The sequence below is a fragment of the Sinorhizobium sp. FG01 genome (assembly GCF_002531875.1).
Classification (GTDB): domain Bacteria; phylum Pseudomonadota; class Alphaproteobacteria; order Rhizobiales; family Rhizobiaceae; genus Sinorhizobium; species Sinorhizobium fredii_C.
This window is the reverse complement of record NZ_NWTB01000003.1, coordinates 305,906-319,002: the sequence shown is the minus strand read 5'-3', so window position 1 is coordinate 319,002 and position 13,097 is coordinate 305,906. Positions and strand designations below refer to the sequence as shown.

The 13,097-nt window shown below is 62.8% G+C and carries 12 protein-coding genes; 7 read left to right on the top strand and 5 right to left on the bottom strand.

Annotated elements, in window-relative coordinates; all coding sequences use genetic code 11:
- Positions 1 to 134 precede the first annotated feature (134 nt).
- Both fabF and CO656_RS04190 read left to right on the top strand, forming a co-directional pair.
- Positions 135 to 1,433, top strand: a complete 1,299-nt coding sequence (gene fabF / locus CO656_RS04195) for a beta-ketoacyl-ACP synthase II (protein WP_097524903.1) — start codon at positions 135 to 137, stop codon at positions 1,431 to 1,433.
- A gap of 60 nt (positions 1,434 to 1,493) precedes the next feature.
- Positions 1,494 to 2,309, top strand: coding sequence for an oxidoreductase (locus tag CO656_RS04190; RefSeq protein WP_097524902.1), 816 nt, complete (start codon positions 1,494 to 1,496; stop codon positions 2,307 to 2,309).
- Between the two features lie 488 nt (positions 2,310 to 2,797).
- Here CO656_RS04190 and CO656_RS04185 read toward each other — a convergent pair whose 3' ends face one another.
- Positions 2,798 to 3,502, bottom strand: a complete 705-nt coding sequence (locus tag CO656_RS04185; protein WP_037424228.1) for an aspartate/glutamate racemase family protein — start codon at positions 3,500 to 3,502, stop codon at positions 2,798 to 2,800.
- 335 nt (positions 3,503 to 3,837) lie between these two features.
- Here CO656_RS04185 and CO656_RS04180 point away from each other — a divergent pair, with 335 nt between their 5' ends.
- From CO656_RS04180 to CO656_RS04160, 5 genes are read left to right on the top strand one after another with little or no spacing between them, the layout of a single operon-like run.
- Positions 3,838 to 5,160 carry an FAD-binding oxidoreductase gene (locus CO656_RS04180; RefSeq protein WP_097524901.1) on the top strand — a complete coding sequence of 441 codons (1,323 nt, stop codon included), beginning with the start codon at positions 3,838 to 3,840 and terminating at the stop codon, positions 5,158 to 5,160.
- A 53-nt stretch (positions 5,161 to 5,213) separates the two neighbouring features.
- Positions 5,214 to 6,341 (top strand): FAD-dependent oxidoreductase, encoded by a 1,128-nt coding sequence (locus CO656_RS04175; RefSeq protein WP_097524900.1) that lies wholly within the window; start codon positions 5,214 to 5,216, stop codon positions 6,339 to 6,341.
- Positions 6,322 to 6,624 (top strand): (2Fe-2S)-binding protein, encoded by a 303-nt coding sequence (locus CO656_RS04170; protein WP_097524899.1) that lies wholly within the window; start codon positions 6,322 to 6,324, stop codon positions 6,622 to 6,624. The genes CO656_RS04175 and CO656_RS04170 overlap by 20 nt, the downstream gene beginning before the upstream one ends.
- On the top strand, positions 6,621 to 8,141 hold the full coding sequence (locus CO656_RS04165) for an NAD(P)/FAD-dependent oxidoreductase (RefSeq protein ID WP_097524898.1): 1,521 nt from the start codon (positions 6,621 to 6,623) through the stop codon (positions 8,139 to 8,141). The genes CO656_RS04170 and CO656_RS04165 overlap by 4 nt, the downstream gene beginning before the upstream one ends.
- Positions 8,138 to 9,565 (top strand): aldehyde dehydrogenase family protein, encoded by a 1,428-nt coding sequence (locus CO656_RS04160; RefSeq protein WP_097524897.1) that lies wholly within the window; start codon positions 8,138 to 8,140, stop codon positions 9,563 to 9,565. Before CO656_RS04165 ends, CO656_RS04160 begins: the two co-directional genes overlap by 4 nt.
- A 223-nt stretch (positions 9,566 to 9,788) precedes the next feature.
- Here CO656_RS04160 and CO656_RS04155 read toward each other — a convergent pair whose 3' ends face one another.
- The 4 genes from CO656_RS04155 to CO656_RS04140 all read right to left on the bottom strand — a co-directional run bounded on the left by CO656_RS04155 (position 9,789) and on the right by CO656_RS04140 (position 12,713).
- Positions 9,789 to 10,145 carry a cupin domain-containing protein gene (locus CO656_RS04155; protein WP_037424240.1) on the bottom strand — a complete coding sequence of 119 codons (357 nt, stop codon included), beginning with the start codon at positions 10,143 to 10,145 and terminating at the stop codon, positions 9,789 to 9,791.
- Positions 10,146 to 10,607: 462 nt separating this feature from the next.
- On the bottom strand, positions 10,608 to 11,135 hold the full coding sequence (gene mobB / locus CO656_RS04150; RefSeq protein ID WP_097524896.1) for a molybdopterin-guanine dinucleotide biosynthesis protein B: 528 nt from the start codon (positions 11,133 to 11,135) through the stop codon (positions 10,608 to 10,610).
- Entirely contained in the window at positions 11,132 to 11,791 is a 660-nt protein-coding gene (mobA, locus tag CO656_RS04145; protein WP_176536507.1) for a molybdenum cofactor guanylyltransferase MobA, read from the bottom strand. Before mobA ends, mobB begins: the two co-directional genes overlap by 4 nt.
- Positions 11,792 to 11,804: 13 nt before the next feature.
- The gene (locus CO656_RS04140; protein WP_097524895.1) at positions 11,805 to 12,713 is read right to left on the bottom strand and encodes a DMT family transporter; all 909 of its coding nucleotides are present in this window, start codon (positions 12,711 to 12,713) and stop codon (positions 11,805 to 11,807) included.
- Positions 12,714 to 13,097: the final 384 nt, after the last annotated feature.

Here is a 13,097-nt window from a genome sequence, read left to right as displayed (position 1 = left end):
TTCACGGATTCTTGCCCGCTCGGGCCTGAAGCACGTTCCGAGACCATCCGGAGAACACGGTTGCCGAAATGGATGCCGATCGAGCGTCTGCTCGGCATGCAGACGGATGAAACACAATGACAGTTGGAGATCACATGCGTCGTATCGTTATCACAGGGATGGGAGCCGTCAGCCCCCTCGGAGCCAACGTGACGACTTCCTGGTCTCGGCTCTTGTCTGGCCGTTCGGGCATCCGGCGGCTTGCGGATGATATCGTGAGAGACCTGCCGGCGAAGGTCGGTGGAACGGTGCCCTCCCTGGAAGAAGACCCCGATGCAGGCTTCGATCCGAATACCGTCTTTGCTCCAAAGGATCAGCGCAAGGTAGACCGGTTCATTCTCTTCGCATTGGCGGCGGCAGAAGAGGCGCTTGCGCAGGCGGGATGGAAGCCGGGTTCGGAAGATGACCGGACCCGGACCGCGACGATCATCGCGTCGGGCATCGGCGGGTTTCCGGCCATAACTGAGGCGGTGCGAACGGTCGATCAGCGCGGTGTCCGGCGTCTTTCACCGTTCACCGTGCCGTCATTCCTGGTGAACCTGGCAGCTGGACAGATTTCCATCCGTTACGGTTTCAAAGGGCCGATCGGCGCGCCGGTGACCGCGTGCGCGGCCGGCATTCAGGCGATCGGCGATGCGGCTCGTCTTATCCGCGCCAATGAGGCCGACATCGCCGTGTGCGGCGGAACGGAAGCGTGCATGAATATCGTCAGCCTCGGTGGTTTTGCCGCGGCACGCTCTCTTTCGACCGGCTTTAATGAAACGCCTGATCGGGCCTCACGCCCCTTCGACATGTTGCGTGACGGCTTCGTCATGGGCGAAGGCGCCGGCATCCTGGTCATCGAGGCACTGAGTCACGCGCTTGCGCGCGGTGCGAAACCGCTCGCCGAGCTCGTCGGCTACGGCACGACAGCGGATGCCCACCACGTCACGTCCGGTCCCGAGGACGGCGACGGCGCGCGCCGCGCCATGGAGATCGCGATTACCCAGGCCGGAATTTCACCGCGCGAGATTCGCCACCTCAATGCGCACGCGACCTCGACGCCAATTGGCGACCTGGGAGAAATCGCCGCGATCAAGAGGGTCTTCGGCACCGATTTCAGCGTCGCTGTCAGCGGAACGAAGTCGGCGACCGGGCACCTGCTCGGAGCTGCCGGCGGGCTTGAGGCCATCTTCACAATCCTGGCGCTTAAGGACCAGGTGGCCCCGCCGACTCTCAACCTGAACGCTCCCGATCCGGCCGGCGACGGGATCGACATCGTTGCGAACCAGGCTCGGCCAATAGAGATGGACTACGCGATCTCCAACGGCTTCGGCTTCGGCGGAGTTAACGCCAGCGCCTTGTTCCGACGCTGGACGGACACGCTGGCGGGCGTCGGATCGCGCCGCAATTGAAGTCTCGTCTCCTCAACGACAACGAAACGAAATTCAGCACAAAGAAGGAAATAGATCTCCATGAACAAAGCCAATCTTGGTGTCGCCCTGGTCACTGGGGCATCGACCGGCATCGGGCACGCTACCGCCAAAGCCCTTCAGCGGGCGGGTTTTCGAGTCTTCGGGACCAGCCGTCGTGCGGCCGCCGGAGGGACTGACGGCATCACCATGCTCACCTGTGACGTAACGGACGATGAGTCTGTGGCGAAGCTGATTGATGAGGTGCTCGCCGAGGCCGGACGCATAGACCTGCTTGTCAACAATGCCGGCATCGGCTTGCTCGGCGGCGCAGAGGAGTCCTCAATCGCGCAGGCACAAGCGCTGTTCGACGTGAACGTCTTCGGAGTTCTCCGGGTGACCAACGCGGTGTTGCCAATCATGCGGAGCCAAGGAAAGGGCAGGATCATCAACATAAGCTCCATTCTGGGGCTGATCCCGTCGCCCTACAATGCTCTCTATGCATCGACCAAGCATGCCGTCGAGGGCTATTCCGAATCGCTCGATCACGAACTGCGCACGTTCGGAATTCGAGTGGCGCTGGTCGAGCCAGGCTTTACCCGCACGGCGTTCGAGGAAAACCTGACCAAGCCTGATCGCTCGCTTGCTGTCTACGACGCGGTGCGCGCTGACATGGAAGTGCAGATGCGGAAGAGCGTGGAAAGGGGCGACGACCCCGAGGTCGTGGCAGAGACCGTTGTCAAAGCGGCAACGGCCAAGGCGCCTAGAAGACGTTACACCGCGGGAAAGCTGGCCGGCCAAGTTGGCTTGCTGCGCCGTTTGGTCCCCGAATCGGCGTTCGACAAGAGCTTGCGCAAACAGGCCGGGCTGCCGGTCTGATGTCGACAATAGGCGCTACGCGCGAGGTAACTTGATTGGATTGCTAGAAACTACCGCGTGATAGCGAGTTTTGAAGGCCGCTGAAAAGTAAGCGAGCACCCAGGCGCTGAGGTTCGAGGGAGCGGAAGTCGAATGCGCAAGATGCCGGATGGCGGCTTCGCGCCCCTGTATCGCCTTGCTGAGGGCCAAAGTCGACCCTAAGCTGGCGTTCACCAATACCGATGGGAATGTGCAGTGCGGTTCCAAAAAGCGGACAATGAGGCGGCTGCTGGATGGACGCTTCCCGGAGAGTTCCCACGTCGGTGAAGCTGCGCTGCTCGCGTTGTTGATCAGGAGGTCAATTGGCCGAGATCACCTTCCATCTCGTTAAACGCGGTTCTGACTCGAAAGATGACACGACACCACTATAACCGTCGCCTGCTTTGCGATCAGATCGCGCAGTTTCAAGGCGGGCTGTTCGGGACTGCTGAAATCCGGCCAACGCCTGCCTAACTTTGCGCACTTTCCTGGACGCGGGAGCGCGCATTTAGTGCGGAGGACATGTGCAGCACACCGAGTTCAGGGCTCGTAAGTACTGGCACCGACGTCTCGCTCATCTCAGTTAGGGCATTTGCCATTGATGCTTGAGCAAGAACAACCACGTCGACACTACCCACGAGCGAACCGAGGCCTTCACGTATCATCGCATCATGCGCCGCCCTGTCACCGCTACGCAATTTGTCAAAGGCTCCTTCACAAAGACGACTGGTGACGGAAACGTTACGATCCATCCTATGAGCATGGCGTTCAATCAACTGGGTTGTGGGGATCATTGTTGTAGCCAGAGTTGCAAGGACGCCAATTCGATTGCCGCGCTGGATCGCCTCAATCGCCATCCCGTCATCTATACGGAAGAGGGGTACGGGGCAGAGCGGCATTGCCGCATCCACTGCAGGGCCGAGCGAGGAACAGGTGACGAGGACAGCCGAAGCCCCCGCATCCACCGCCGACCAAATGTGAGTCGCAAGCCTTCGCATGGTCTGAAGTGAAAGCGTGCCTTCGCGGATCGTGTTCCCCAGCAGGCTCTCATCCAACATGTTGAACGGCCGCCAACCGGGCAGATGGAGGCCAACGAGTTCATTAAACGCGGGGATGATCCCGGGGACAGTATGGATCATCGCGAGCGCAGGGGACTCATGAGTGTCTGCAGTCATGGCTTCATCTCTGTTTTTGATTGCGCACGCTCTTCAATTTGGGCCTGTAACAGCAGGGGCGACATGAAGCCGATCGCGGCAGCTGTCGTACTCGACCGGAAGTCGATTCAAAACCACTGTCGTCAGACGATGCTCTGTAACTTAGCCATTCGGCCGTCGAATACGTGACTGTCGCTCGGCCGAAAACGAAATTTTCTGCCGTGCCTGCATTTCTATTCGATGCATGCTGATCGCCTTCCTTCGGTAGCTTCGTCGTTGCCTCAGATGTTTCCTGCCGGAGGGGCAGGAAACAGTGCCGTATAGATCGGCCGTCAAAATCAGTTCAGGTCAGCCCCATGTCTCCAATTGTCAAACGCATACAGAACGATCAAGAGCTTCCCGCCAAGGCCGACGTTGTAGTCATCGGCGGCGGCATCATTGGTGCAACGGCAGCTTTCTTTCTGGCGGAGCGGGGGCTCTCCGTCGCTCTGGTCGAAAAGGGCCATGTCGGCTGCGAGCAGTCGAGCCGCAACTGGGGTTGGTGCCGCCAACAGAACCGGGATGAGCGCGAGCTGCCGCTTTCGGGTGTCGCGCTGCGGCTATGGGGTGAGTTTGAATCCAAAATCGGAGAGGACGTCGGCTTCCGTCGATGCGGCCTGCTTTACGCGACAGACAATCCCCGGCAGCTTGCGGAATGGGAAGCATGGCGCGATACGGCCCGCCAGTTCAACGTCAATACGAAGATGCTGAGCGCCAAGGAAGCGGCTGCCGCAATTCCGGCGAACGGCCGCCGATGGCTCGGCGGAGTGCATTCGATCGATGACGGCAAGGGCGAGCCTGCTATCGCCGCGCCGACGATCGCGAACGGCGCGCGCAGGTTCGGCGCGACGATCCACCAGGAATGCGCTGCCCGCGGCCTCGATCTGGTAAATGGAGCGGTCACGGGGGTGATCACCGAAAAGGGGATCATCCGGACACAAGCTGTTCTCTGCGCCGGCGGTGCCTGGACGTCCATGTTTTGTCGTCAGCACGGAGTTCTGTTTCCGCAGGCGAGCGTGCGCCAGACAGCGCTTCGTACGCGGCCGACAGCGGATCTGGGCGAAGCGATCTATACGCCGGAGTGTGCGTTGACCCGCCGGTTGGATGGCAGTTACACGCTTGCGATCAGCGGCAGGGCGATGCTCGATATCACGCCACAAGGCATTCGCTACGCCCGCTGGTTCATGCCGATGTTCATGAAGCGTCTGAAAGCGGTGCAGTTCGGCATCGGCAAATCCTTCCTCCAGGGTCCGGAGGCAATCGGAAGCTTGAACAAGAGCAAACCGACGGCCTTCGAGCGGATGCGCGTTCTCGACCCGCCGCCGAGCCGCCGCACCATCGCGGCTATTTTGAAACGGGTCACCGAGCAGTTTCCTGCATTGGCGGGACTCGAAGTCGCCGACAGTTGGGGAGCCTACGTGGATTTCACGCCGGACGCGGTGCCGGTCATCTCGCCGGCCGACGGTGTGAGAGGTCTCTACCTGGCAGCGGGCGCCTCCGGCCATGGCTTCGGCCTGGGCCCCGGTATCGGCCGCCTGGCGGCCGACCTGGTTGCCAATGATACACCCTGTGTCGACCCCACCCCTTTCCGCCTGTCGCGCCTCCTTGATGGTTCGAAAGTCAAAGTCGGCGCGATCTGAGGGGCAGAACAGGAGAAAGCCGTTGGGGTGACGCGCCGAGGGAAGCAAGCGGAATGGATTACGACGTAATCGTCATCGGCGGTGGGCTGGTAGGGGTATCGATAGCCTGGGGTCTGTCGAGATGCGGACAAAGGGTTGCAATCCTCGACGAGGGCGATGTGGCAAACCGGGCCGCCCGGGCGAATTTCGGTCTCGTATGGAGCTCTAGCAAGGGCCTCGGCAACGCCGCCTATTCGCGGTGGTCGCGAACCTCGACGGCGAACTGGCACCGGCTGGCAGCCGAACTCAAAGCCGAAACCGGTATCGATACCGGCTTTGTCCAGTCGGGCGGCTTCTCAATTCGGCTCACGCCAACGGAACTGGAACGCGGGATCGCATCGATGGCGAGGCTCGCCGACCAACAAGGAATGGACGCGGAAGGAACGCCGCCGCTCGAATATGAGATACTCGACCAGGCGGAGACGCGCCGCCGCTTGCCCCTCATCGGCGAGACAGTGGCAGGCGCGATTTTCAGCCCGCTCGATGGACACGCAAACCCGCTGCGGCTGTTCGCTGGCTTTCACAAGGCGCTGCAGCAGCGTGGCGTTCACTATTTTCCGCATCGCAAGACGACTGCGATCCGCCATCGCGCCGGCGGCTTCGAAGTGGCCGGGGAAGGCTGGAGGCTCGGTGCCGGCAAGATCGTGCTTGCGGCCGGCATCGGCAATACCGCGCTGGCCCCGATGGTTGGGCTGAGCGTTCCGCTCTCGCCCAGCCGCGGCCAGATCATCGTCACTGAGCGGCTGAAGCCCTTCCTCAGCCATGCCACCGGCTATCTGCGGCAGACAGACGAGGGCTCTGTGCTGATCGGTGAGAGCAAGGAGGCGACAATCGATCACCAGCGACCGCGAGGACCAATCACCGCAGTTCTGGCCGAACGCGCGCTACGCACCTTCCCACTGCTCAGGGACGCCAGGGCGGTGCGGATCTGGGCCGCATTCCGTGTGGTGACGCCCGACGGCTACCCCATTTACGAGCAATCGGAGCGGTTCCCAGGTGCGTTTGCAGTCGCCTGCCATTCCGGCGTGACGCTGGCGGCGAACCATGCGCTGGTCCTGCCGCGGCAAATTTCGGCCGGGGCGCTTTCTGAGGATCTTTCCGTATTTCATTCCCGGAGGTTCCATGTTCCGGCGGCTGTCTGACAGAAAAGAGAGCTCGGTCTCATTCACATTCAACGGCGTGCCGACCATGGCCAGCCAGGGCGATAGCGTCGCCGCTGCCCTCTTGGCCGCAGGACATTGCAGCACTCGGCGCACCCCGGTGTCCGGCGCCGCCCGTGGTCCTTACTGCATGATGGGTGTGTGCTTCGAATGCCTGGTCAAGATCGATGGCCGGCCGAACCGGCAGGCCTGCCTGACCACCGTGGTGGAGGGCATGAGGGTTGAAACACAGAATGGCGCGGCCATGCCGGGGCAGGAAGAATGATTCAGAACATTCAGTCGGCCGCCGATCTCGCGCCTGCCTATGACCTCGTCGTCGTTGGCGCAGGGCCCGCCGGCCTCTCGGCAGCGATCGAAGCGTCGACCCATGGCCTCGCCGTATTGCTGGCCGACGAAAATGAATCGCCTGGCGGCCAGATCTATCGGTCGGTCGACCGGGCTTCGGACGGCGATCTCGCGCGCATGGGGCCGGACTACGCTGCCGGTCGGATGCTCATCGAGCGGTTCCGGGGCGCAGACTTGAACTATGCCCGCCGGGCGACGGTGTGGAGCGTCGGGCCGGCTGACGAGGAAACTGGCGACGGCGCGCATGCGCTCGAGGTCGGGATCTCGCTCGGCGGCATCGCTCGGCCGATCGCCGCCCATCGGGTGATTCTCGCAACCGGCGCGCTCGAGCGTCCGTTCCCTTTCCCGGGGTGGACCATGCCCGGCGTCATGGCGGCGGGAGCGGCGCAAATCTTGATGAAATCGTCAGGCCTGGTGCCCTCCGGGCGGACCATCCTCGCCGGGACCGGGCCGTTGCTGTACTTACTGGCAAGCCAACTTCTGCGGGCAGGCGTGTCCGTGATAGCGGTCGTCGATACCACGCCGGCCGGGAACTGGCGCTCGGCCCTGCCTCATCTGCTTGGTTTTGCCGCATCGCCCTATGCCCTCAAGGGCCTGAAGCTCCTCTTGGACGTTCACCGACGAACCCGCGTCATTCGCGGGGTGACCGCGCTCGAGGCGGTCGGTTCCGGACAATTCAGCGCCCTGCGGGTCCATCGCGGCGATAAGTCCCTGCACATTGAAGGCGACCTGCTCCTTCTGCACCAGGGGATCGCGCCGAACCTCAATCTCGCGCTCGCAGCCGGGTGCGACTACGTCTGGGACGAGCGCCTGGCAGCCTTCCGCCCAGCCGTCGACATTCGCGGCGCGAGTTCGGTTCCGGGGGTTTCGATCGCCGGTGATGCGGCGGGAATTGTCGGAGCGGTTGCCTCGGCTCACCAAGGAGAGCTCGCGGGCTTGACCGCAGCGCTCGACCTGGATCGCATTGGCCAGGGTGCCTACGAACAGCGCCGGAACGAACTCACGCGGAGGCTCGCGCGAGCCTTCAGGGGCAGGACTTTCATCGAGCATCGGTTCCGGCCCGGCAAAACGTTTCGCGTGCCCGAGGACGACGGCACCATCGTCTGCCGCTGCGAAGAAATCACAGCCGGCAAGCTGCGTAAAGTTGCGGCGCTCGGCGTGCCGGGCCCTAACCAAATGAAGGCGTTCACACGATGCGGAATGGGACCATGCCAGGGTCGGCTATGCGGACTGACCGCGGTTGAGCTGCTGGCGCAATGCCGTGGCGTTGCGCCCGGAGAGCTCGGTTACTATCGGCTACGCCCACCCATTAAGCCGGTAACATTGGGCGAGCTGGCCGCTTTGCCGCACACGGAGGCAGCCATCGTTGCTGTCGCCGGATTCGTGGAACGCGCCGCCGATGGCACGCAGGACGCCATACATGGGAGCCGCCAATGAAACATGCCCACAAGTTCTATATCGACGGTGAATGGGTCGAACCCACGGTGTCGAGGTCCCGCGAGGTCATCGACCCGTCCACCGAGCAGCCAATCGGAACGATCGCGATCGGCAGTGCCGCCGACGCCCAGAAAGCGGTCGCGGCCGCGCGGCAGGCCTTTGCCTCGTTCTCGCAGACGTCCAAGGAAGAGCGCGCCGAACTGCTGAAGCGCATTGTAACGATCCTGAAGCGCCGCAATGACGAGCTCGGCGACATCATCTCGCGGGAAATGGGCGCGCCGCTCGCCATGGCCCGGGCCGAGCAGGCCGCCATCGGCGCTGCCCATTTCGAGCAAACGATCAAGGCCTTCGAGACCTTCGCTTTCGAATACATGCAGGGCTCGACCCGCATCGTGCACGAGCCGGTCGGGGTCGTAGGCATGATCACGCCGTGGAACTGGCCGATCAACCAGATCGCCTGCAAGGTCGCTCCGGCACTCGCGACCGGCTGCACTATGGTGCTCAAACCCTCGGAGATCGCTCCGTTCAACGCCGTGATCTTTGCCGAGATCATGGATGAGGCCGGCGTGCCCAAGGGGGTCTTTAACCTCGTCCAGGGCGACGGTCCGACGGTTGGCGCGATGCTCGCCAGCCATCCGGACGTCGACATGGTGTCCTTCACCGGCTCGACCCGCGCCGGCATTGCCGTGGCGCAGGCCGCGGCACCGACGGTCAAGCGAGTGCATCAGGAGCTCGGCGGCAAGTCGCCGAACATCATCCTGCGCAGTGCCGACTTCGCAGCCGCGGTCGCCGCCGGCATTCGCCGGTGCTTCGGCAATTCCGGCCAGACCTGTACTGCGCCAACACGGATGCTGGTGCCGGCGGAGCGGATGGATGAAGCAAGCTCGATCGCCGCGAGGGAAGCGGCTGCGCTCGTTGTCGGTCCGCCTTCGGATCCGCGCACCGACCTTGGACCGGTGGCAAGCGCCGCCCAGTTCGACAAGATCCAGGCGCTGATCGAACGCGGCATCGCGGAAGGAGCGGAGCTCGTCGCGGGTGGCCCTGGCCGCCCTGCGCATCTCAATGCGGGTTATTACGTGCGCCCGACGGTGTTTGCCCGCGTCACCAATCAGATGGCGATTGCACGGGAGGAAATTTTCGGCCCTGTGCTGTCGATCATCGGTTATGACACCGAAGAGGAAGCGATCGCGATCGCCAACGATACGCCCTACGGCCTCGCAGCCTATATTCAGGGCGATCCGAAGGAAGCGCGGACGCTCGCAGGCAGGCTGCGGAGCGGCACCGTTCGCCTCAACAGCTCCGCGTGGGACAGCGCCGCGCCGTTTGGTGGCTACAAGCAATCCGGCAACGGTCGGGAATACGGCAAGTTCGGACTGCACGAGTTTACCGAAATCAAGGGCATCGTCGGCTTCCTGAACGAGTGAATGGTGTGCCCGGTCCGGATGCCTGGCGCACATCGCGCCTGATATTGGCCCCGCATAAGCAGGAGATGCACGCGAGCCACGGCGGCTACACGGCCGGCATGACAGCACCGGGAACGCCGTCTTTCGAGCACTCACTGCGCGCCGAACCGCGTCGAGTTTTCTGAAGTCGCCTCATCTGGAAGTCTCAGGTGCGCCTACAGTCGGGCGCACCTGAGTTTTGCTGTCACTCGTAAACACAAACGTAGATCTTGCGTACAGTCTCGATCGTGCGCCAAACACCGACGAAACCAGGCTTCATGACGAAGCTGTCACCAGCGCGATAGGTCTTCGTCTCGCCGCCCTTCTCCTCGATTTCCACGAGACCCGATATGATATGGCAGAATTCATAGGTGGTCCCCTTGATCGAATGATGCTCGCCAGGCGTCGCCTCCCAGACGCCAGTCAGCACCTTCTCGCCTTTCGAGGCATCCTGTGCCCAGGTCTTGAAGAATGGATTCCCCGAAATGAGCCGTTCCGGTGCGGGGACCGCGTCCTTTGGTGTGAAGTCCGGATCGGTATCGATAGTAATCAACAGTGACATGTCATGTTCCTTATTTGGTTCGCGGGTGGCCGGATCGACGAGGGCGATTGCATTCTTTCCCGGCGCGGGGCGCCAGATGTTTTGAATGACGATGCTGCCCTCGCGGTTGAGCCAGCGATGTGCCTCTGAGCTGGCTCGGGCGTCACCCAGAATAGGTCGATGCAGGAGTTTGCTTTGCCAAATAGAGCGTCGGTCTAGCAGATAATCTCAAAAATTCGCCGCGAACCAGCGGACCTGCCCGCCCCTTGCGCCACCTGTCGCCGCGCCTGCGACACAGCGGCAGTTTCTTTTATTGTGAAACACTGAGCGCCTAATACCGCTCTCCACCCATTTAGGGCCGTTGGTAAGCTCACGCCAAATCCGTCCGGGCAAAATAGTGGCGGCAAAGCAAGTTAGCTGAACGCCCGGAAATCTGCAGCCAGACTTTTCAAGGCTCAGGAACGAGGGGCAAAATGGCGGTGGCTATCTAGACCAAGACGAGCGCCGCAGCCCGGTCGTCCTCTCGACGAAGTCGGCAATCGCTGCCGTGTCGTCAAGGTCGAAGACGGGAAGCTCGGTCTCGGCGACCGGGTGGTCGGCGGCGATCGCGACGATATGCGGGTCGGTTGGCGCGAGCGGCTCACGGTTCGCCGATTCCAGCCGGCGAGCCTCGATCTTCGGGATCGGTTCGCGCTTGTAACCCTCGATCAGCACCAGATCGCAGGGCGCCAGCCGCGCCAGGATTTCCTCGAAGCTGGGCTCCGGTGCGCCGCGCAATTCATGCATGATCGCAAAGCGGGTCGATGAGACGATCGTCACTTCGTGAGCACCGGCCTCGCGATGGCGATAGCTGTCGGCTCCGACCTTGTCGATGTCGAAGTCGTGGTGGGCATGCTTGACGGTCGACACCACATGGCCGCGCCGGGTCATTTCGCTGACAAGCCGGACCATGAGGCCGGTCTTGCCGGAGTTCTTCCAGCCGGCGATGCCGAAAATCTTGGATGCGGTCATGGTTCGGAATCCTCGAGGCGGTTCAGCCATTGTTCAGCTTCTTCAAGCTGCTGCGGGGTGTTGACGTTGAAGAACGGGTCGAGCGGCCCCGCTTTCGTCGCGGCGAGCGGGAAGTCTACCGCGACCGATGGATGACGGGCGATGAACGCTCGGACGCGGCGTTTCTCATCGGTGCGGATCCAGGCATCGAGATCGTCGGCGATCGCGATGGGCCAAAGGGCGAAGAGCGGATGCATCTCTCCGAGAGACCAGGCGACGGCAATTTCGTTTCCGGTGACCAGCGACCCCTGAAGCCGAGCAGCAAGCGTGGCCGGGAAGAAGGGTGCATCGATCGGCACCGTCAGAACATGGCTTGCCGCGGGCGCGATCTCGCCGGCGTGTCGTAGGGCGGTTAGCACGCCGGCGAGCGGGCCGGGCAAACCGGGCATCGTGTCCGCAAGGACGGGATAATCGCCGGGCAAGGCGATGCCCGGATCGGCATTGAGGTTGATTGCAATGCTGGCCGCTTGCGGCGACAGTCGCTCGACGACGCGGGCGAGCATGGATTGCCCGCCGAGCATGACCGCCGCCTTCTGTTTGCCCATGCGCGACGACCGTCCGCCGGCGAGAATGACTGCGGGCGGGCGGGGGCTCGTCATCGCGGTGTTTCCGGCCATCCTTCAGCGTCCTCTATTCGAGCGGCCCGCCGGGAGAGCGCTGCGCCACCGGTCGGGGTCCGCGCAGGCTCTCGCGATAGAAAGTGTAGAGGCCCGAGCCGACGATAACGGCAACGCCGGCCAGCATCCAGCGGTCCGGCGTCTCCGAGAAGAAGGCGATGCCGATGGTGATCGCCCAGAGAAGGCTCGTATAGCGGAAAGGGGCAACCACCGAGATATCGCCGTCGCGCATGGCGAGCACGATGGTCTGATAGCCGAGCATGAGGAGCACGCTGGCGCCGGCGAGATGGGTCAGAGAACTTGCGGATACCGGCTGCCAGCCGCCGAAAGGGACGATCAGCGCGGCACCCATCAGCGTCGTCACGAGTGAAGTCGTGACGGAGATGAAGAGCGACGGCACGTCGGCGCCGATGCGGCGGGTGCAGAGATCGCGTGTCGCGGTGAAGAAGACGCAGGCTACGACCGTCAGTGCGGCCGGCGTAAAACCTTCAGGCCCGGGCCGGAGCACGATCAGCACGCCGACGAAGCCGATCACGATTGCGCTCCAGCGCCGCCATCCTACCGGCTCGCTGAGAAACAGCGCGGCGCCGAGCGTGACCGCCAGCGGCAGGGCCTGCATGATCGCCGAGGCATTGGCGAGCGGGATGTGACCGAGAGCGGAGATGTAGGTCAGCGAGGCCAATGCCTCCATGGCGATGCGGAGCATGATCACCGGCCTGAAGACTGTGCGAACCGGGCGTAGCGCGCCGAAGCGGTGGGCGATTAGCAGTATCATCAGCGTCGTCATCAAGCCGCGCACGAATATGATCTGACCCGTGTTCATGACGCCCGTGACGGATTTGACGAGGGCGTCGTTGCAGGAGAAACCGGCCATGGCAAGCGTCATGAAGGCGATGCCGCGGATATTGGCTGAGGAATGCATTCCCGATGACCTTGGCTGAGGGCGTTCTGGGCGGGACCGGGCGAATCCGTCGAGGCGCCCTGTGGTAGAGCTTTGACGTCCAAAGCGCGCAAACTCAAGGACGTGTTTGCGTCGGAAGCGTTTTGACGCGCGGCAAACTCGCTGCGCGGCTCTCAAGGACGCACGCGGTGCGGGCGCAGGTGCTGTCCATTCGCGGAATCTTAAGTTTCGCTGCCTATCGTCCCGATGATTCCGCAGTCCAATCGCATGATGCGATCGGTGGCGACGGCCCGGAAACGCAGCAGCCGTCGATCCCAGGACTGCCAGCCGAAGCCAGGGAGGTGCTTCCGCCGGCAGTCGTTGATGCCTGTGCTGCCGCCAGCGGCCGCCAAGCACTCCAACCGC